Below are 19,744 nucleotides of genomic sequence, written 5' to 3'. Positions count from 1 at the left end.
CAGGAGCGCCGGGACGTCCGGCAGGATGTTCCTGTGCCCTTCGTCCCCGGAGCCAGTGACCGCGCCGTCGAACCGGCACGGATCCGTCTGGCGGCGGCCGGGGCCGCTGTGTTGACCGTCGGCGCGGGGCTGGGACTGCGTGCGGTGGCCGCGGGAAGCCTGGCCAAGTACGGCGGAGACGCGCTGTACACCGTCCTGCTGCTCACCCTTGTGATGGTGGTGGCGCCACGAGCAACTCCCCCGACAGCTGCGGGAACCGCGCTCGCGATCAGCTGGTGCGTCGAGTTCCTGCAGCTCAGCGAGGTGACGACGGAGCTCGCCCGGCGCAGCGCCGTCAGCCGCCTCGTGCTCGGTTCCACCTTCGATCCACCCGACCTGTTCTGGTACACGGTCGGTGCGGCGGTGGGCCTGCTGATCCACACCGCGGTGGACCGCCGTGCGGCACGTCGCCGTACCGCGTGCACGTGACACAGACCGCCTGCGGCGCATTGCCCGCGCGCTGCGGCTCCGCTCCCGTACGGAACGCGGCGATACCCGGACGCTCGACGGCAGGCGTGTACTGGGCGACCCCTGGCTGGACAGGATGTTGAAGCGCTTCGACGCTGCCCCCACTCCCCACAGACTGTCAATAAGGGGACGACGAGGAAGTTTCTCGACTTCGGCCCTCTTGATTCGCGAGAAACATGTCATTAGCGTCGCCGCTGAGTGAAGCGCTTCGACACCCTCGAGAGGATCCGGGAGGAAGGGCCGCCCTGACAGACGAGTACGCCGATTCACCGACTTCCGAAGGGACTTGACCGAGTGTCAGACAAGCAGCAGGCGGACGGCACCTTCCCGAACCCCGTGATCCCCGGCTTCCACCCCGACCCCAGCGTCTGTCGCGTGGACGACGACTACTACCTGGTGTGCTCCAGCTTCGAGTACTTCCCCGGGATCCCCGTCTTCCACAGCCGCGACCTTCTGCACTGGACGCAGATCGGCAACGCCCTCGACCGGCCCGGCCAGCTGCGTCTCACCACCGCCACCCCGTCCTCCGGCGGCGTCTACGCCCCCACCCTGCGCCACCACGAAGGGCGCTTCTGGCTGATCGTCACCAATGTGGCCGAGGGGTGCGGCAACATGCTGTTCACCGCCACCGATCCCGCCGGCCCCTGGTCCGACCCGGTCCGTCTGCCCGATGTCCCCGGCATCGACCCGGACCTCGCCTGGGACCAGGACAACAACTGCTGGTGCACCATCGCCGGAGTGTCTCAGGTCCGCATCGACCCGTACACCGGACAGACCTTCGGCCCGCCGCGGAGAATCTGGTCCGGCGCCCCCGGCGCCAAGGCTCCCGAAGCGCCGCACCTCTACCGGATCGGCGACCACTGGTATCTGCTCATCGCCGAAGGGGGCACCGAACGCGGCCACAGCGTCTCCATCGCCCGTGGCAGCACGCCCACCGGCCCGTTCGAACCGTGCCCGGACAACCCGATCCTCACCCACCGCGGCACCGACCACCCCATCCAGAACACCGGCCACGCGGACCTCGTCCAGGCGCCCGACGGCTCCTGGTGGATGGTCGTCCTCGGCGTCCGCCCGCGCGGCGGAACCCCCGGCTGGCACGCGTTGGGCCGCGAAACCCACCTGGCACCCGTCGAGTGGGTGGACGGCTGGCCCGTCGTCAGCGAGGTCCCGTCCGCCCTGCCCGCCCCCGACTGGCCGCTCTTCCCCGGACCCGCCGAAGAGGTCCGCGACGACTTCGACCTCAGCGAGCCGCACCCGCGATGGATCTCCCTCCGCGACCGGCCCGCAGAACACTGCACCACCAAAGAACGTCCCGGCCAACTCACCCTGCTCGCCCGGGGCAGCTCCCTGGACGAACCCGACGTCATGTTCGTCGGCCGCCGCCAACAACATCTCACCTGCCAGGCACGCACCCTTGTCGACCCGGCCGAGGGCAGCGGCGGCCTCGCCGTCCGCCTGGACGAGGAACACCACTACGAGATCGAGGCGTCCGAAGGCGAGGTGCGCGTCCTCAGCCGTATCGGACCACTGCGCACCACCGTGGCATCCCGCTCCGTGCCCGCCGGGCCCGTGATCCTCCGCCTCGACGTCCGTGACACCCCGCCCAGCGGCCCCCGCACCGGTCCCGACCTCCTCACCTTCGGCATCGAGGAACCGGACAACGCCTTCATCCCGCTCGCCACCCTCGACGGCCGCTACCTGACCACCGAGGTCGCCGGTGGCTTCACCGGACGAGTCATCGGCATGTACGCGGCGACCGGCACGGTCCACTTCGACTGGTTCGACTACCGGCCGCTCACCCCGTGAACGATGTCCGCGTTCTCCTCCGATCCGTTTTCTCTCCGTGCGGGTGGTGGCGCGCCGTCGACGGCGGGCCACCACCCGCAGGCCTGACGGATCAGAGCGCCGTGAAGGTCCACAGCAGGTTGGTGCTGCCGTCGTACGTCCACTGCTTGGTGACGGAGCCGGAGGCGACGTTGCCACCTCCGTCGAGGACCAGGCCGCTGGTGCGGTTGGCTATCGAGTAGCGGCCGGCGCCCCTGTGGGTGATCGTCCACTGCTGGTTGTTTCCGCCGTTCCACGTCGCCTGCTGGGCGACGGAGCCGGCGGTCGTGGCGCCCCAGCCGTCGGCGACCATGCCGGTGGTGCGGTTGACCAGCCGGTAGTAGCCGTTGCCGATGTCCACCGCCTGCCACTGCAGGTTGGGGCTGCCGTCCCATGTCCACTGCTTGAGGCTGGCCCCCAAGGTTGTGCTGCCGCCGCTGTCCAGCGCGAGCCCGTTGGTGACGTTGGTGATCCGGAAGTACGTCGCCGGGTTGAACTGGACTCTCAGTGAGGTGACCTGGTCGTTGTTGCCGGTGACCCTGAGGTCGGGGTTGTCCGCGGTGAAGGTCCACGAGGTACCGGTGAAGTTGTCGCCCGAGTAGCCGACGAGCCGGTAGCCGGGGGCCAGCCAGAGCGATGACAGGCTGAGCGAGCCCAGGCCGGCCTGCTGCAACTGGGCCGCGGTGTAGTCGCCGACGGCGAGGACGGTACCGGGATCGGCGTAGTTGACGTCCTTGAAGGCGACGGCACCGGTCAGCGGCCGCAGGCTGGGAATCCCGCCGGAGAAGGCGAGCTTCAGGACGTAGGCGTTGGCGTTGTACGGCGCCGAGGACGGCAGGGACACCGTCAGCCCGGAGGAAGTCTGTACCGGTGTCGGGAGACTGATGTAGCTGCCGGCCGTCGAGTCGAGCAGTTTCACCGACGTCAGCGAGGAGAGATTGATCTGGCCCGCGGCGAGCGTCTTGATCGTCAGTGAACTGCCGGGCCAGCCCAGGACGGTGGCGTACAGCACGGTGTTCGCCTTGTCGCGGGTGAAGCGGATGTCCTGTGCCGTGCCGGCGGTCGGGTTGGTGAAGGACCCGCCACCCATCTTCGTCGGGCCTTCGCCGTACACGCTCCAGGCGCGGGTCGAGTACACGGACTCGCCGAAGCGCTTCAGGTAGTCGCCGATGCCGAGCAGGATGTCCTTCTGCGCCTGGGGGATGGTCCCGTCGGCCATCGGCGCGATGTTCAGCAGCACGTTGCCGTTCTTGCTGACCCGGTCGAGGAACGAGTGCAGCATCTGCTTGGTGCTGTAGTAGCCGATGCCCTGCGTGTAGCACCAACTGGAGCTGGAGATGCTGTCGTCGGTCAGCCAGTAGGGGGTCGTGAGGTCGCCCGGCCCGCCCCGCTCGTAGTCGAAGACCTCGCCCTTGCCGTTCATGCCGTCCTTGTACGTGGCGACGACCTCGCGGCCCCAGCTGTTGGCCTGGTTGTAGTAGTACGACAGGAACTTCAGCCGCTGTGTCTCGTCCACGGCGTCCAGCTTGAAGTCCTGCCAGAGGATGTCGGGCCTGGCCCGGTCGATGACTTCCTTCAGCTTGTCGTACCAGAGCTGGTTCTCCGCCGCCGCACCGAGCTGCCCGTAGAGCTTCTTCAGGCTGGGGTCGGTCTGGGCGGGCGCGAACTCGTAGAAGCCGTTGTAGTTGTACGCGTGGTGCATGGCGACCAGCAGCTTGAGGCCCCTGTTGCGGATGGCCGTGGTGAACAGGCCCAGCAGGTCCAGCTTCGGCCCCTTGGCGACCGAGTTCCACTCGTTGACCTGGCTGTCCCACATCGAGAAGCCGTCGTGGTGCTCGGCGACCGGCCCGGCGTACTTCGCGCCCGCGTCGACGAACAGCTGCACCCATTCGTCGGGGTCGAAGTTGCCGCCCGCCGACTTCAGCTTCGGGGCGAACTGCACGGTGTTGCCCGCCAGGTCCTTCGCGCCGTTGATGAAGTTGTGGTACGGCCAGGCGGAGGGCTGGCCGTAGGTCGCGATGTGATGCTGGTTGGCGTTGTTGCCGCTCTCGTACATGTTGCGCGGGTACCACTCGTTGCCGTACGCGGGAACACTGAAGACGCCCCAGTGGAAGTAGATGCCGAACTTGGCGTCCTGGAACCACGCGGGGGCCGCCGGGTGCTGGTCGACCGAGTTCCAGTCGGGTGTGTACGTGCTGGGCGCCGCCTGCGCGCCAACCGCACCGAAGATGCCTCCGGCGACGGCCGTCGCGGCCACGAAGGTGGCACTGGCCAGGAACTGGCGCCTGTTGCTCGAAATCGACATGAAGACATCCTCGATGCGGAAGGTGACGGAGACGGGACAGGGGCACGGGAGTCCGCCGCCGCTCACGGTGTCCGGGTCGCCACTTGTTACGCACGAAGATCGACCATGTGTCCCCGGGATGTCAACGGGCGTGCAGGGATGAGTAGCATCCCTTGACCAGGCGTTTTGTGCGTTTTATTTAGTTCTGTTGAGTTATTTCGTCGACCAGACATCGCATGTCTTCGGAAACAGTACGGCGGCGTCCGGGCGGCTAACGCATAGCAATGTGATCGATTGATGGGATGGATCTCGCTTCTATAGCCGCCATCGCGGCATCCCGCTCAACAGTGGACCTGCATGTTTCGGGGAAATCACACCAGGGGCTAGACAGTGCCTCGCCGCACACCCTATAAACATCCCATCTCTCCCAGACGACGACAGACGATTGTCGCCTATGTGGAAAATCTCCCGCTTCGGGACCAGCGTGAGGAAGTACCGATGAGACTCAGAAACGCTCTCTGTTCCAGCGCCGCCCTGTCCGCCCTGGCACTGGTCAGCGCCTGTGGCAGCGGCTCCGACACCTCGACGTCGTCGAGCGGCGCGCCGCTGGTCGGCGTGGACTACCCGCGTTCCGACACCGACTTCTGGAACTCGTACATCAAGTACACGCCGGAGTACGCGAAGGAGCTCGGCCTCTCGCTCAAGACCACCAACTCGCAGAACGACGTCGCCAAGCTGACGGCCAACGCGCAGACGTTCATCAGCCAGGGCGTCAAGGGTGTGGCGATGGCCCCGCAGGACACCGCCGCCATCGCGCCGACGCTGGCACAGCTGGATGCGAAGAAGATCCCGGTCGTCACCGTGGACACGCGCCCCGACAGCGGCAAGGTCTTCATGGTGGTGCGCGCCGACAACCGGGCGTACGGCGAGAAGGCGTGCCAGTACCTGGGCACCAAGCTGGGCGGCAAGGGCAAGGTCGTCATGCTCCAGGGCGGTCTGGACTCCATCAACGGCCGTGACCGCACTGAGGCGTTCAACGACTGCATGAAGAAGAACTACCCGGACATCAAGGTGTTCGGCGAGGCCACCAACTGGGACGGCGCCGTCGCGGCGCAGAAGCTGCAGACCGACCTGACCGCGAACCCGGACATCAAGGGCGTCTACATGCAGTCCAGTTTCGCCCTGGCCGGCACCCTCCAGGTCCTCAAGCAGAAGGGCCTGCTGGTCGAACCTTCGGACAAGAAGCACGTGTTCGTGGTCTCCAACGACGGCATCCCCGAGGAGCTCAAGTCCATCGGCGAGGGCAAGATCGACGCCACCGTCTCCCAGCCGGCCGACCTCTACGCCAAGTACGCCCTGTACTACCTGAAGGCCGCGATCGACGGGAAGACGTTCAAGCCGGGCAGGACGGACCACGACAGCACCATCATCCAGGTCCGTGACGGCCTGCTGGAGGACCAGCTCTCCGCCCCGCTCGTCACCGCCGACGGCGGTACCTACGGCGGTGTCCCCAGCATCAGGAGCGACGACAAGTCCCTCTGGGGCAACAACCTCGGCTGACGGATCGTCAGGACTTCCGGACCAACGAACCCAAGGCGGTTGAGATGAGCGACGGGGAGCGAGCAGTCACCCCCGTGCCCGCCCCGGCGGACGACGGACGGGCCACGGCCGGCCCGCCCGTCGTCGAGGCGACGGGCATAGTCAAACGATTCGGTCCGACGGTGGCGCTGAACGGCGCCCGGATCACCATCAGGCCCGGCGAGACCCACGCGCTCGTCGGCCGCAACGGAGCCGGCAAGTCGACCCTGGTGTCCGTCCTCACCGGGCTTCAGGCACCCGACGAGGGCACGGTCACCTTCGGCGGCGCCCCGGCCCCCCGGCCCTCGGACCGCGACGCCTGGCGCAGCCGGGTGGCCTGCGTCTACCAGAAGTCGACGATCATCCCCACGCTCACCGTCGCCGAGAACCTCTTCCTGAACCGGCACGATCACGGCCGCAGCCGGCTCATCACCTGGCAGGGCGTGCGGCGCCGGGCACAGGAGCTGCTGTCGACCTGGTCGGTGGACGTGGATCCGCAGACCCCGGCCGGTGAACTGAACGTGGAACAGCGGCAGTTCGTCGAGATCGCCCGCGCGCTGTCGTTCGGCGCCCGGTTCATCGTCCTCGACGAGCCGACCGCCCAGCTCGACGGAGCGGCGATCAACCGGCTCTTCGACCGGATTCGGGACCTGCAGGGCCAGGGCGTGACCTTCCTGTTCATCAGTCACCATCTCCAGGAGGTCTACGAGATCTGCGACATGGTGACGGTGTTCCGGGACGCCCGGCACATCCTGACCGCCCCGGTCGCCGAGCTTCCCCGCACCGAACTCGTCGCCGCCATGACCGGCGAGGCGGCGGGCGACCGGCGCGAGGAGCGGCCGAGCACCCTGAGCGCCGACACGACAGCGGCACTGAGCGTCAGCGAACTGAGCGGCGGCTCCTACGACGGCGTCACCTTCCGGATCGGCGCCGGTGAGATCGTCGGGCTCGCGGGAGCCGCGGGCAGCGGTCGTACGGAGGTCGCCGAGACCGTCGTAGGACTGCGAGCCCCGGACGGTGGCCTGGTCGAGATCGCCGGGCGGCGGCCCCGGCCTGGGAGCGTTCCCGCCGCGCTCGCCGCGGGCGCCGGTTTCGTCCCGCAGGACCGCCACCACCAGGGCTTCGTTCCCGACATGTCGATCGCGGACAACGCCACCCTGTCCGTGCCCCACCGGCTCGGCAGGAACGGGTTCGTCAGCGGCCGGACCCGGGACCGGCTCGCCGAGGGGCTGATCGAGAACCTGGCGATCAAGACGCCGGGTCCCGAGCTGCCCGTGTCGGCGCTGTCCGGGGGCAATCAGCAGAAGGTCGTCATGGCCCGCGCCCTGGCCGACGACCCCCGGCTGCTGGTCCTGATCAACCCGACCGCGGGCGTGGACGTGCGCTCCAAGGAGTTCCTCCTCGGCAAGGTCGAGGAGACCGCGGAGACCGGGACCGGAGTGCTCATCGCCTCCGACGAACTCGACGACCTGCGGATGTGCGACCGGGTCCTGGTGATGTTCCAGGGCCGAGTGACCTCAGAGATCACCCGCGGCTGGCACGACCACGACCTCGTGGCCGCGATGGAAGGAGTGGACCTTCATGCCTGACACCGTTCTCGCCGAGACTCCCGCGCCGAAGGCCGCCGAGCCGGGGGCCCGGCGGACCGCGCTCTTCGGCGGCCGGATACCGCTGGCCAGGCTGCGCGACCTCGCGCTCGTCCCCGCGATCGTCGCGATCGCGATCGTCGGACAGATCGTCAGTCCGGTCTTCCTGCAGACCGACAACCTGATCAACGTTCTGCAGACGATGTCCGAGATCGCGCTGCTGGTCCTCGCCCAGACGATGATCCTGATCGTCAAGAAGATGGACCTCTCCCTGGAGTCGACCATGGGCCTCGCGCCCGGCGTCGCGGCCTGGCTGGTGGTGCCGACCGGCGCGGGACACGGCCTCGGGCTCCTCCCCGGTGCCTGGGCGATCCCGGTCACCCTCGCCGTGGGCGCGCTGATCGGGGTGGTCAACTCCCTGCTGATCATCCGCTTCGGCCTCAACGGCTTCATCGTCACCCTCGGCATGCTGATCGTGCTGCGCGGTGTCCTGACCGGCATCTCGGGCGGCCAGACCTTCTTCCAGCTGCCGGAGTCGATGCTCTACCTGGGCACGGCTCAGTGGTTCGGGATGCCGGCCTCCATCTGGATCTGCCTGGCACTGTTCGCGATCGCCATCGTGGTTCTCGGCTGGACCAGTTTCGGCCGCTCCCTGTACGCGATCGGCGGCAACGTCGACGCCGCGAAGGCGGCCGGTATCCGTACCGACCGGGTGCTGTGGATCGTCCTGGTCACCGGCAGTGTGCTCGCCGCCCTCGCCGGACTGCTGCTCTCGGGCCGGCTGGCCTCGGTGGCCTCCGCGCAGGGCAACGGCTACATCTTCACCGTCTTCGCCGCCGCCGTCATCGGCGGAATCAGCCTCAACGGCGGCAAGGGCACGATGTTCGGGGCCTTCAGCGGCATCCTGCTGCTCTTCATGATCCAGAACGTGCTCACCCTGGGCGGCGTCCCCGCGCAGTGGATCGGCGCCCTCAACGGCCTGATCATCCTGGTCGCACTGATGATCTCGCGCATCACGGGCGGCAAGGTCCAGGACTGAGCAGGCCGCCGTCGCCGGGATCCGCGGGAACCGCACGGCCACCGAACCCCCCGCTGTCCTCCTCTCTCTCGTCGCGGGGTCCACGCCCCCTGCCCCCTAGGAGTTGCCATGTTCTCCGCTGCGTCCCCCGTATCGGCATCCGCTCGCATCATCGCCATGGACGTCCTCGACGTACGCTTCCCGACGTCGGAGCATCTGGACGGTTCGGACGCGATGAACCCCGAGCCCGACTACTCGGCCGCCTACGTGGTCCTGCGCACCGATGCGGGCGACGGGCTGGAGGGCCACGCCCTGGCCTTCACCACGGGCCGCGGCAACGACGTCCAGGCGGCGGCCATCGCGGCCCTCGCCCCGCACGTCGTCGGTCTGTCGGTGGAGGAGGTCTGCGCCGACCTCGGCGCGTTCTCCCGCTCCCTGGTCCACGATCCCCAACTGCGCTGGCTGGGACCGGAGAAGGGCGCCATCCACATGGCGACCGGCGCCGTCGTCAACGCGGCCTGGGACCTCGCGGCCAAGCGTGCCGGAAAGCCCGTCTGGCGCTTCCTCGGCGAGATGTCGCCCGAGGAACTGGTCGCCCAGGTCGACTTCCGCTGGCTGAGCGACGCTCTCACCCCCGAAGAGGCGCTGGAGATCCTGCGGAATGCCGAACCCGGCCGCGCGGAGCGCGTCGCCCTCCTCCTGGACCGCGGCTACCCCGCCTACACCACCACCCCCGGCTGGCTCGGCTACTCCGACGAGAAGTTGACCCGGCTGGCCCGCGAAGCGGTCGCGGACGGCTTCACCCAGATCAAGCTGAAGGTCGGCGCGGACCTGCAGGACGACATACGGCGCATGCGCGCCGCCCGTGCGGCGGTCGGGGCCGGTATCCGCATCGCCGTGGACGCCAACCAGAGATGGGACGTGCAGCCCGCGATCGACTGGATGCGCGAACTGGCCCCCTACGACCCGTACTGGATCGAGGAGCCCACCTCTCCCGACGACATCCTCGGCCACGCCGCCGTCCGCAAGGCCCTCACCCCCATCAAGGTCGCCACCGGCGAACACATCGCCAACCGGGTCGTGTTCAAGCAGCTCCTGCAGGCCGGCTCCGTGGACATCGTGCAGATCGACTCCGCGCGGGTCGGCGGCGTCAACGAGAACCTCGCCATCCTGCTGCTCGCCGCGAAGTTCGGCGTGCCCGTCTGCCCCCACGCGGGCGGGGTCGGCCTGTGCGAGATGGTCCAGCACCTCTCGATGTTCGACTACGTCGCCGTCTCCGGTACGACCGAGGACCGCGTCATCGAGTACGTCGACCACCTGCACGAGCACTTCGTCGACCCGGTGCGCATCGCCGACGGCCACTACCTCGCCCCCACCCTCCCCGGACTCAGCGCCCAGATGCACCCCGAGTCCCTCAAGGAGTACACGTACCCCGACGGCCCGGTCTGGGCCGCCCGTGTCTGACACCCGGCGCCCGGTGGACCCCCGCCGGCCCGGCTTCGGCGCGGCCGACCTGCGAGCGACCGCGCCCCTGTCCGGCGTCCGGCGTCCGGCGTCCGGCGTCCGGTGTGTCGGCTCCCCCGGGCACACCGAATCACCCGAACAGCCCGAACACCCCGCAAGCCCCGTCGAGAAGGCGAGAACACCGTGCTCCTGACCGAGCTGCTGCACCCCGGGATCCTCGAAGCGCTGGCCGGAGCCGGCCACGGCGCCCGGGTGCTGCTCGCCGACGGCCACTATCCCGCCAGTACGGCCACCGGCGAGCGCGCCCGCACAGTCCACCTGAACCTGGCACCGGGCCTGCTGGACGTCACCAGCGTGCTCGACGTCCTGTTGACCGCTCTGCCGATCGAGTCGGCCCACGTGATGGTGCCGCCCGAGGGCGAGCCGGAGCCGCCGGCCATCGCGGAGTACCGCGGCCGACTGACGCCCGTCCCGGTCGAGACACTCGGCCGCTTCGAGTTCTACGACGCCGCCCGCTCCCCCGACCTGGCACTGGCGATCGTCACCGCCGACATCCGCACCTACGCGAACCTGCTGCTGACCATCGGCGTCCGCGCAGAGAGGACCCTGAGCACACGATGACCCTCGCCGTCCGCTACACCGCCGCCCGCACCCTCGACACCGCTGCGGTCGAGACCCCCGCTCCCGGTCCGGGCGAGGTGGAACTCGCCCCCGCCTACGTCGGGATCTGCGGCACCGACCTGCACATCTTCCACGGCGACATGGACACCCGCGTCCACACCCCCGCCGTCATCGGCCACGAGATGGCCGGCCGCATCACCCGCACCGGCCCCGACGTCGAAGGCTGGGCACCCGGCGACGCAGTCACCGTCATGCCCCTGCGCTGGGACAACACCTGCCCCGCCTGCCGCAACGGCCACCAGCACATCTGCCAGCACCTCGACTTCATCGGCATCGACTCCCCCGGCGCGATGCAACAGCGATGGACGGTGCCCGCCTCCACCCTGATACGGCTGCCCGACTCCCTAGCCCTGGACCACGCCGCCCTCGTCGAACCCACCGCCGTCGCCGTCCACGACGTCGGCCGGGCCGGGGTACGCGGCGGCGAGCGGGTCGTGGTGGTCGGCGGCGGACCCGTCGGCATCCTCATCGCCCTCGTCGCCCGAGCCACCGGAGCCGACGTCCGCGTGGTGGAACTCAGCCCCCACCGCCGCACCATCGCCGCAGAGCTGGGGCTCACCACCTGGGACCCGGCCGCCGTGGACGTGCCCGAACTCGTACGGGAATGGACCGGGGACGCGGGCGCCGACGTGGCCTTCGAGGTGTCCGGCGCGGCAGGCGGCGTGGACACCGCCGTCGACGTGCTCGGCGTCCGCGGCCGGCTGTGCCTCGTCGCCATCCACCCCCGGCCGCGCGAGATCAACCTCCACCGCTTCTTCTGGCGTGAACTCACCCTCATCGGTGCCCGGTTGTACGACCGCACCGACTTCGAGAAAGCCGTAACCCTCGTCGCCGACGGCACCATTCCCGCCGACCGGCTGATCACCAAGGTCGTGCCCCTCACCCAGGCGCCCGCCGCGTTCGAGGCGCTGGAGGGCGGCGGAGACGTGATGAAGATCCTCGTGAACTGCACCGACGACAGCGACGACGCCCAGGGAGCCGCCGTATGAACGCCTTCGACCTCACCGGAAGACTGGCCGTCGTCACCGGAGCCCGGCGCGGCATCGGCCGGGCCATGGCCCGCGCCCTCGCCCAAGCAGGCGCCGACATCATCGGGGTGAGCGCCTCGCTGGAACACTCCGGCAGCGACGTGGAAAAGGACGTCACCGCAGCGGGCCGTACGTTCGAGGCCATCCGCACCGACTTCGCCGACCCCGAAGCCGTACGAACCCTCGGCGCCGACCTCGCCACACGCACCCGGCCCGTCGACATCCTCGTCAACAACGCCGGCACCATCCGCCGCGCCCCCGCCGCCGAACACACCGACGACGACTGGAACCTGGTCCTCCAGGTCAACCTCACCGCACAGTTCACGCTCACCCGCGCCATCGGCGGAGCCATGATCGCCCGAGGCCAGGGAAAGGTCATCTTCACCGCCTCGCTGCTCAGCTTCCAGGGCGGCATCACCGTCCCCGGCTACACCGCCGCCAAACACGGCATCACCGGACTCACCAAAGCCCTCGCCAACGAATGGGCCCCCCACGGCGTCAACGTCAACGCCATCGCCCCCGGCTACATCACCACCGACAACACCCAAGCCCTCCAAAACGACCCGGACCGCAACACAGCCATCCTCCAACGCATCCCCGCCGGCCGCTGGGGCCACCCCGACGACCTCACCGGCGCCACCGTCTTCCTCGCCTCCAACGCCGCCAACTACATCCACGGCACCACCCTCCCCATCGACGGCGGATGGCTCGGCCGATGAACGCCACCAGTGATCCGGCCCTGGCCGGCGTCCTCGGGGGCGCCCGCCTGATACCCGTACTGACCGTGCCGGACCACACCACCGCCGCCCCACTGACCGAGGCGCTCACGGCGGGCGGCGCCGCCTGTGCCGAAGTCACCTTTCGCACCCCGGGTGCCGAACAGGTAGTCAGGGAAATGGCGGCTCACGGCGGACTCACCGTCGGCGCCGGCACCGTCCTCACCCCCGAACAGGCGGAACGGGCCGTGGAGGCAGGAGCCCGCTTCGTCGTCTCCCCCGGCTACGACGAGGAAGTCGTCGCCAAATGCCGGGAGTTGGGCGTTCCCGTGATCCCCGGCATCGCCACCGCCACGGAGCTGATGCGCGCTCTGCGCGCCGGTGTCGACACAGTGAAACTGTTCCCCGCCGAAGCCCTGGGCGGCCTGGCCACCCTCCTGGCTCTCAGCGCGCCCTTCCCGCAGGCCCGCTTCGTGCCCACCGGCGGGATCAGGTCCGAGCATCTCGCCGCCTACCTGGCCGAGCCCTCGGTCCTCGCCGTCGGAGGCAGTTGGATGGCCACCCCCACCCACCTGGCACAGGGCGACTACGCGACCATCAGCCGCCTCACCCGCGAAGCCGTGGACAGGAGCACACCATGACCGGGACGACCGACGTGATCGCCCTCGGCGAGGTCATGCTCCGCTTCGATCCCGGCGAAGGACGCATCCGCACCACCCGAACCTTCCACGTCTGGGAAGGCGGCGGCGAATACAACGTCGTCCGCGGCCTACGCCGCTGCTTCGGACTACGCACCGCCATCGTCACCGCTCTCACGGACAACCCCGTCGGCCGCCTGGTCGAGGACCTCATCCTCCAGGGCGGCGTCGACACCTCCCACATCCGATGGGCACTCGACAACCACAACGGCCGCACCACCCGCAACGGACTCAACTTCGTCGAACGTGGCTACGGCATCCGCGGAGCCCTCGGCGTCAGCGACCGCACCCACACCGCCACGTCCCAGCTCCGCAGGGGCGACATCGACTGGGACACCATCTTCAGCGGCGGCGTCCGCTGGTTCCACACCGGCGGCATCTTCGCCGCCCTCTCCGACACCACCCTCGACGTCGCCGACGAAGCCATGACCACGGCACGCCGCCACGGCGTCACCGTCTCCTACGACCCCAACTACCGTCCCAGCCTCTGGGCCAACCGGGGCGGGGCCGCCGCCGCCCGCCAGGTCGACCTGCACCTCGCCCGGCACGCGGACGTCGTCGTCGGCGCCCTCGGCCTCGCCGGAACCAGCCCCGAGGCCCGACGTATGAACACCGACGAAGTACCGGACGCGTTGGCCGACATCGCCAGCCGCCTGCCCACCGCCAGAGTGCTGGCGACGACCCTGCGCGAAGTGCCCTCAGCCGCGGTCAACGACTGGTCCTCCGCCGCTTGGTCGCCCGACACCGGCTACGTCGCCGGCCCCCATATGCCGGGCCTGCACATCCTCGACCGCATCGGCTCCGGCGACAGTTTCGCCGCCGGCCTCATCCACGGCCTGCTCACCGGCGACGAGCCCTGGCCGGGCCCGTTGACAGTCGCCCACCTGGAACGCGCCCTCGCCTACGGCACGGCCCACGGCGCCCACACCATGACCACCCCCGGCGACACCAGCATGGCCACACTCACCGAAGTCGAAGCGCTCATGGCAGGCGGCACAGCAGCCGTCAGCCGCTGACCCGCCGCGCCGTCCGGACCCGTATCCGTATCCGTATCCCGACTCGCAGTCGCAGTCGCAGTCGCAGTCGCAGTCGCAAGGAGCACAGTTGAGACATCGGACCGTTGCGCGTCGAAGGATCACGGACACCTCTGTCGAACTCACCGAACTCGGCTTCGGAGCCTCGGTCATCGGCAATCTGTTCCGCGTCACCCAGGCCGCCGACGCGGCCTCGGCGATCGAGGCGGCCTGGGAGGCCGGCATCCGCTACTTCGACACAGCCCCGCACTACGGCCTGGGCCTGTCCGAACGGCGCCTGGGCGCGGCACTACGGCACCGGCCCCGTACCGAGTACGTCGTCTCCTCCAAGGTCGGCCGGCTACTCGTACCCAACGAGCACCCGCAGGGCGTCGACAGCGAGGGCTTCGTCGTCCGTGACGACCTGCGCCGCCAATGGGACTTCAGCCGCGACGGCATCCTGCGCTCCATCGACGACACACTCCACCGCACCGGTCTCGACCGCCTCGACATCGTCTACCTCCACGACCCCGACGACCACTGGCGACAAGCCGCCGACGAAGCCATGCCCACCCTCGCCGAACTCCGCGACCAGGGTGTGGTGGGCGCGATCGGCGCCGGCATGAACCAGACACCCATGCTCACCCGCTTCCTCCGCGAGACCCCCACGGACATCGTCATGCTCGCCGGCCGCTACACCCTCCTCGACCAGACAGCACTCGACGACGTCCTCCCCACCGCCCAGGAACTCCACAAAAGCGTCGTCGCCGTCGGCGTCTTCAACTCAGGACTCCTCTCCCACAACCACCCCACCGAAGGCATGAAATACGACTACCAGGACGCCCCACCCGAACTGGTCGACCGCGCACGAGCGATCGCCGACGTCTGCTCGGCCTTCGGGACGACACTGCCCGCCGCCGCGATCGCCTTTCCCCGCACCCATCCCAGTATCATCAATGTCACTCTCGGCATGCGGACTCAGGAACAGGTCGGACGAAACATGGAACTCCACGGGCAGCCCGTCCCCGAAGGCCTCTGGGACGAACTCCGCGCCCAGGGGCTGATCCGAGCGGACGTGAACGGTGCCCACGGGCGGGGAGGGAGTGCCCAGTGTCGCTGACGGACAAGGCCATCGAACGGATCCGCGAGCTGATCCGCACCGGGGCGCTGCCTCCGGGCTCCAAACTCCCCCCGGAGCCGGATCTGGCCGCCCAGCTGGGCCTGTCCCGCAATCTCGCCCGCGAGGCGGTCAAGGCACTGGCCGTCGCCCGAATCCTGGAGGTCCGCCGGGGCGACGGCACCTACGTCACCAGTCTCCAGCCCAGCCTGCTCCTGGAGGGACTGGGCGGGGCGGTCGAACTCCTGCAGGGCGACTCCGCCGTCCTGCAGGACCTCATGGAGGTACGGCGGCTCCTCGAACCGGCCGCCACCGCACTGGCCGCCACGCGCATCTCCGACGACCAACTGGTCGAGGTCAAGAGCCACTTGGACGCCATGCGCGAGGCACGCGAGGACGTCGAACTGCTCAACGCGCACGACGCGGCCTTCCACCGCGCGGTGGTCGCGGCGACAGGCAACGAAACCCTGCTCACCCTGCTGGAGGGCGTCTCCGGCCGAACCCTGCGCGCGAGGATCTGGCGTGGCCTGGTCGACGACCAGGCGGCGGGCCGGACCCTCGCCGAGCACGAGGCGATCTACGCGGCACTCACCACGCGCGACAGCGCCCTCAGCCAGGCCGCCGCCCTGCTGCACGTCAGCAACACCGCGCAGGCGCTGAAGGAGCACCTGCGCGTCACCCAACCCCTCCCCTCCGAAGCGGCCACGCAGAAGAAGTAGCCCACACACTCCCGAACCGGGCAGGGGCGGCCAGGGACGGGCAGGGACGGGCAGGACTTCGGTCACTGTCCCGTCCATCCGGTCCACCGCACGGAAGCGTCGGTCGGGCAGCGCGTCACCTGGCGGGCCGGCGCGGTGGTGGCCCGTCCCGCCCGCAGCACCGCCAGTACCGCGTTGTCCGGGTCCCCGCCACCGGTCCGGAGGGCAGCCGGTACGCCGGATTCGTAGCCCAGAGGCTGGGCCGCGTATCCGGCCTCGGTCAACGCGAGCCACACGCGCATCAGCGCCACACCCGCGTCGAGCCTGTCGGTGATCGTCCGCCGGGGGCCCCGCAGGACCAGTACGGCTCCGCAGTTGCGCAGTCCGCGGGCCAGGAGACGGGACGTCGCCATGGCCGGTGGTGTCGCCCACCGGGGTGGCACCATCCGGCTTCCCAGGACTCGGCCGACGGCACGGGGCGTTCCCGATGCGGCGAGCAGATCGCTCGGATCGCCGAACGAGCGTCGGCCGTCCTCGGTCCTTGCTCGTTCCCTCAGCCATTCCCGCAGCGCACCGTCGTCGGCGCGCCCGTCCTTCCCGGCGTCGAGCTCGGTGCGGGAGAGCCGGCCCAGAGCCGTGGCTCCGGTGACCGTTTCCAGGGTGAGGTTCTGCTCGGTGCACGTCAGTTCGATCCGCTTCAGGGTGGTCCCGTCGAGCGGTGTCCGCAGCAGATCTTCCCGGTGGGTGCTGCGCAGGCCGAGGGCTCCCTGCCGGGCGAGCACGTCGTCGCGCAGTCGGTCGCAGTGGAACCGGCCCGCGAACCAGTCCGCCTCACCCGGACCGGAGGTGGCGCCGCCGTCCTCCCACTCCCCGTGGGCGAGGTAGGACATCGCCCCCACCGCACAGCCGAGGCTCTCCGCCCAGCCCAGCGGGTCGGCTGCGGCGGAGGGCCAGCGCCCGGGGTCCGGTGCGAGTCGCACCGTACGCCTGTCGACCGGCTCGAAGCGCCAGGGCTGGGCGTTGTACGGGGACGGTGCGAGCCGGGCACCCCGCAGCACGATCCCGAGACGTTCGGGAAGCTGACGTACGGGCGGGGCCGCGGACTCGGACGGGCGGAGGCGGGTCGACGCCTGAGCCGATGCCCGGGCCGCCGTCCGGACCGCTCGCAGGGTCCGCGCGAGTTCCAGCGGCATCCGGACGCGGTGGGCGAGCGCCGCCGCGCGGGGCATGGCCGCCGCGTGCAGGTCCACGGTGACGACGTGCCGCGTCCTGCGGTTCATCAGCAGGTCCAGTACGACCCTGCTGCCCAACGCTCCCATACCGAGCACACAGTAGGAGATCTGCGGCCAGGTGCCGCCGTTGGACAACCGGTCGGCCATGACCGGGAGGTAGTCGCTGGGGAAGTGGGACCTGCCGAACCAGCGCACGGAGTCCCAGACGCGGCTCTCCCGGTGGGCCTCGGCGGTGGCGGTGCCGTAGAACGGCACCGGACGGCGACGGTAGTCGAAGACGTACACGGCCGGTTTCCCGCCGAAGTCCGCACCCGCGACAACGGGGATGCCACGCTGTGCGGCACGCTCGTGGAGCTGGTACTTGACCCAGGCGGACATCTGCGGGTCGATGGCGTCGAAGGCGACATGGACACCGTCCAGCGCCTCGTCCAGGTTCTCCAGCGTCAGCCCCTCCGGACAGACGGTCACCTCGGCGGACGGATTGATGGCGCGTACCCGCTCGGCCAGTACCTCGGGCTTCGGCCGGCCGGCGTCTGCGAGCACACAGGCCTGCCGGTTCAGGTTCGTGACGTCGAAGTGGTCCGGGTCGGCGAGCCGGAAGCGCATCACGCCGAGCCGCGCCAGGGGTTCCACCACCGCGCCGCCGACACTGCCGCAGCCTGCCACGAGCACGGTCGCCGCACGCAACGCCGCCTGCTCACGCTCGTCGACGATGCCGAGGTTGCGGGTCACCGCCTCGGCCCCGGCCTCCGCCACGGCGACGTCCGACAGATCCGTGTCATGAACGTCCGTGGCGTGCTCGTCCGTGCCATGAACGTCCATCTCGTGATCGTCCGTGTCACGCGTCATGGTGACGGCCTCCCCCTCGGCACAGAACGCCCGGACCCTGTTCCGTGCGGCGGCGGAGTCGGCGTGGGTCCCGCTGACGAGTTCGGATCATGAGGGTTCCTGTTCTGGTCGGGGGCGTGTTCCCTGGGTGGCGCGCGCTCACGGCGTGCGTTCGTCGATCAGCCGGAGCAGCTTTCCCGTCCGGGAGTTGACGACGAGCCCGGCGGCCGGAACACACTCCACCGTCAGCGGGCTGATCAGTCCGGCGTCCACGTGCTCCGCGAACATCGGGCGGATCTCGTCGAGGCGGCTCGCAACGGCCTTGCCCACGGCGTCCGGATCACCGAGGTCGCCCGCGATCCGCACCACCAGCTCGTCCCGGCCGTCCTTGCGGCGCTGCACCACCTGCATGCCGACGAGGGGCCGGCCGTCGGCCACCTGCTGCACCACGGCGCGCAGATCCTCCAGATACACGGTGATCGGCCCGACCCGGGCGCCCTCGTCGGAGCGGCCCAGCAGCCGGAACAGCCCTTCCTCACGGTCCACCCAGGCGCCGCGGTCCCCGGTGGGATACCGGATCACGGGCATCAGCCGACGGGCCAGATCGGTCACGACCAGCCGTCCGGGCCGGCCCGGTTCCGTGACGGGCTCGCCGGTGTCGTCGTCGACGATCTCCATCACGGTCTGCGGCCGGTGGGTGCGATGGACCCGGGGATCTGGGTCGTCCGCCACCGGCGCTCCGAGCATGCCGCCGTCCACGCTGCCGTAACCCATCGAGCGGATACGCGCGTTGGGGAACGCCGTTTCGAGGAGCGGGCGTTGGTCCTCGTAGAAGGACTCGCCACCGAACATCACGAGGTGGACGTCGGGTGCGGGACGGCCCGACTCCGTGAGTTGGGCAGCGAGTTGGCAGATGGTCGTCGGCGGCCCCAACAGCGCGGTGGCGGCGAACTCGTGGATGACGTGTGCGGTGTATTCCAGCGGGGCGGACGCGACGGGCAGGTGCACGTTCGGGACCGAGGACTCCTGCAGACACAGCACGTTGAACAGGAAGCTGGCGTACAGCTCCCCGGCGTAGAAGAGGTTGGCGATCCGGTCGCCGGGACGCAGTCCGGCGTGCTCGAAGCCGTTGCCCTGGAGCCGGCTCATGCCCAGCAGTTCCTGGCGGGTGTAGACGGACAGTTTGGGCTCGGTGGTGGTGCCGCCGGACTTGAAGACGATGCCGTCGGTGAGCGGGCCGGTGAGCACCCTGCTGTCGTGGGCGGTGTTGGCGGCCCAGAAGGACGAGTGGTCCAGGACGGGGAGGTCCTCCAGGACCACGGGGCCGGGCGGAACCTGGGCGTACAGGTCTCGGTAGTAGGGCGAGTGGTGACGGACGAAGTCGACGAGTTCGGTGAGGTCGTCGGCGTAGTACGGGGCCACGGTGGAACCTCCTTGGTTCACGGAGAAGGGGTTCGCGGGGAAGGGAGGGG

The 19,744-nt window shown here is 69.6% G+C and carries 16 protein-coding genes; 13 read left to right on the top strand and 3 right to left on the bottom strand.

Features of this window, described 5'->3' with window-relative positions; genetic code table 11:
* Positions 1–33 precede the first annotated feature (33 nt).
* Positions 34–468 carry a DUF2809 domain-containing protein gene (locus tag PV734_RS00140; RefSeq protein WP_319288448.1) on the top strand — a complete coding sequence of 145 codons (435 nt, stop codon included), beginning with the start codon at positions 34–36 and terminating at the stop codon, positions 466–468.
* 333 nt (positions 469–801) lie between these two features.
* Complete coding sequence (locus PV734_RS00135; protein WP_319288447.1) at positions 802–2,313, top strand: glycoside hydrolase family 43 protein; 1,512 nt, start codon at positions 802–804, stop codon at positions 2,311–2,313.
* Between the two features lie 91 nt (positions 2,314–2,404).
* On the opposite strand, the gene PV734_RS00130 is transcribed toward PV734_RS00135, so the two are convergent.
* On the bottom strand, positions 2,405–4,636 hold the full coding sequence (locus tag PV734_RS00130; RefSeq protein WP_319288446.1) for an alpha-L-fucosidase: 2,232 nt from the start codon (positions 4,634–4,636) through the stop codon (positions 2,405–2,407).
* A 477-nt stretch (positions 4,637–5,113) separates the two neighbouring features.
* Here PV734_RS00130 and PV734_RS00125 point away from each other — a divergent pair, with 477 nt between their 5' ends.
* The 11 genes from PV734_RS00125 (at position 5,114) to PV734_RS00075 (ending at position 16,233) form a co-directional block, all read left to right on the top strand.
* Positions 5,114–6,175 carry a sugar ABC transporter substrate-binding protein gene (locus tag PV734_RS00125; RefSeq protein WP_319091395.1) on the top strand — a complete coding sequence of 354 codons (1,062 nt, stop codon included), beginning with the start codon at positions 5,114–5,116 and terminating at the stop codon, positions 6,173–6,175.
* A gap of 44 nt (positions 6,176–6,219) precedes the next feature.
* On the top strand, positions 6,220–7,782 hold the full coding sequence (locus tag PV734_RS00120) for a sugar ABC transporter ATP-binding protein (RefSeq protein WP_319091394.1): 1,563 nt from the start codon (positions 6,220–6,222) through the stop codon (positions 7,780–7,782).
* The gene (locus PV734_RS00115) at positions 7,775–8,818 is read left to right on the top strand and encodes an ABC transporter permease (protein WP_319091393.1); all 1,044 of its coding nucleotides are present in this window, start codon (positions 7,775–7,777) and stop codon (positions 8,816–8,818) included. The genes PV734_RS00120 and PV734_RS00115 overlap by 8 nt, the downstream gene beginning before the upstream one ends.
* A gap of 108 nt (positions 8,819–8,926) precedes the next feature.
* Entirely contained in the window at positions 8,927–10,261 is a 1,335-nt protein-coding gene (locus tag PV734_RS00110) for an enolase C-terminal domain-like protein (RefSeq protein WP_319091392.1), read from the top strand.
* A 183-nt stretch (positions 10,262–10,444) separates the two neighbouring features.
* Entirely contained in the window at positions 10,445–10,882 is a 438-nt protein-coding gene (locus PV734_RS00105) for an RbsD/FucU domain-containing protein (protein ID WP_319288445.1), read from the top strand.
* Positions 10,879–11,931, top strand: a complete 1,053-nt coding sequence (locus PV734_RS00100; protein ID WP_319288444.1) for a zinc-dependent alcohol dehydrogenase — start codon at positions 10,879–10,881, stop codon at positions 11,929–11,931. Before PV734_RS00105 ends, PV734_RS00100 begins: the two co-directional genes overlap by 4 nt.
* Positions 11,928–12,689, top strand: coding sequence for an SDR family oxidoreductase (locus PV734_RS00095; RefSeq protein ID WP_319091389.1), 762 nt, complete (start codon positions 11,928–11,930; stop codon positions 12,687–12,689). Before PV734_RS00100 ends, PV734_RS00095 begins: the two co-directional genes overlap by 4 nt.
* A complete protein-coding gene (locus PV734_RS00090; protein WP_319288443.1) occupies positions 12,686–13,327 on the top strand; it encodes a bifunctional 4-hydroxy-2-oxoglutarate aldolase/2-dehydro-3-deoxy-phosphogluconate aldolase in 642 nt (213 codons plus the stop codon). The genes PV734_RS00095 and PV734_RS00090 overlap by 4 nt, the downstream gene beginning before the upstream one ends.
* Complete coding sequence (locus tag PV734_RS00085; RefSeq protein WP_319091386.1) at positions 13,324–14,400, top strand: sugar kinase; 1,077 nt, start codon at positions 13,324–13,326, stop codon at positions 14,398–14,400. The genes PV734_RS00090 and PV734_RS00085 overlap by 4 nt, the downstream gene beginning before the upstream one ends.
* Before the next feature lie 88 nt (positions 14,401–14,488).
* The gene (locus PV734_RS00080; RefSeq protein ID WP_319288442.1) at positions 14,489–15,517 is read left to right on the top strand and encodes an aldo/keto reductase; all 1,029 of its coding nucleotides are present in this window, start codon (positions 14,489–14,491) and stop codon (positions 15,515–15,517) included.
* Positions 15,508–16,233, top strand: a complete 726-nt coding sequence (locus PV734_RS00075) for a FadR/GntR family transcriptional regulator (RefSeq protein WP_319288441.1) — start codon at positions 15,508–15,510, stop codon at positions 16,231–16,233. The genes PV734_RS00080 and PV734_RS00075 overlap by 10 nt, the downstream gene beginning before the upstream one ends.
* A 62-nt stretch (positions 16,234–16,295) precedes the next feature.
* On the opposite strand, the gene PV734_RS00070 is transcribed toward PV734_RS00075, so the two are convergent.
* Both PV734_RS00070 and PV734_RS00065 read right to left on the bottom strand, forming a co-directional pair.
* Positions 16,296–18,293: a ThiF family adenylyltransferase gene (locus PV734_RS00070; RefSeq protein WP_319288440.1), complete on the bottom strand. Its 1,998-nt coding sequence runs from the start codon at positions 18,291–18,293 to the stop codon at positions 16,296–16,298.
* 138 nt (positions 18,294–18,431) lie between these two features.
* The gene (locus PV734_RS00065) at positions 18,432–19,694 is read right to left on the bottom strand and encodes a phenylacetate--CoA ligase family protein (protein WP_319288439.1); all 1,263 of its coding nucleotides are present in this window, start codon (positions 19,692–19,694) and stop codon (positions 18,432–18,434) included.
* Between the last annotated feature and the right edge of the window lie 50 nt (positions 19,695–19,744).

Source organism: Streptomyces sp. AK08-02, from assembly GCF_033795085.1.
In the GTDB taxonomy this organism is placed as follows: Bacteria; Actinomycetota; Actinomycetes; order Streptomycetales; family Streptomycetaceae; genus Streptomyces; species Streptomyces echiniscabiei.
Note: the sequence above shows the minus strand (reverse complement) of the source record. Positions and strands in the feature narration are given on the sequence as shown.

Coding starts and splice junctions, on each gene's coding strand:
- PV734_RS00125 (WP_319091395.1), top strand. CDS start 5,114: ATGAGACTCAGAAACGCTCTCTGTTCCAGCGCCGCCCTGTCCGCCCTG.
- PV734_RS00070 (WP_319288440.1), bottom strand. CDS start 18,293: ATGACGCGTGACACGGACGATCACGAGATGGACGTTCATGGCACGGAC.
- PV734_RS00115 (WP_319091393.1), top strand. CDS start 7,775: ATGCCTGACACCGTTCTCGCCGAGACTCCCGCGCCGAAGGCCGCCGAG.
- PV734_RS00090 (WP_319288443.1), top strand. CDS start 12,686: ATGAACGCCACCAGTGATCCGGCCCTGGCCGGCGTCCTCGGGGGCGCC.
- PV734_RS00130 (WP_319288446.1), bottom strand. CDS start 4,636: ATGTCGATTTCGAGCAACAGGCGCCAGTTCCTGGCCAGTGCCACCTTC.
- PV734_RS00100 (WP_319288444.1), top strand. CDS start 10,879: ATGACCCTCGCCGTCCGCTACACCGCCGCCCGCACCCTCGACACCGCT.
- PV734_RS00120 (WP_319091394.1), top strand. CDS start 6,220: ATGAGCGACGGGGAGCGAGCAGTCACCCCCGTGCCCGCCCCGGCGGAC.
- PV734_RS00110 (WP_319091392.1), top strand. CDS start 8,927: ATGTTCTCCGCTGCGTCCCCCGTATCGGCATCCGCTCGCATCATCGCC.
- PV734_RS00085 (WP_319091386.1), top strand. CDS start 13,324: ATGACCGGGACGACCGACGTGATCGCCCTCGGCGAGGTCATGCTCCGC.
- PV734_RS00095 (WP_319091389.1), top strand. CDS start 11,928: ATGAACGCCTTCGACCTCACCGGAAGACTGGCCGTCGTCACCGGAGCC.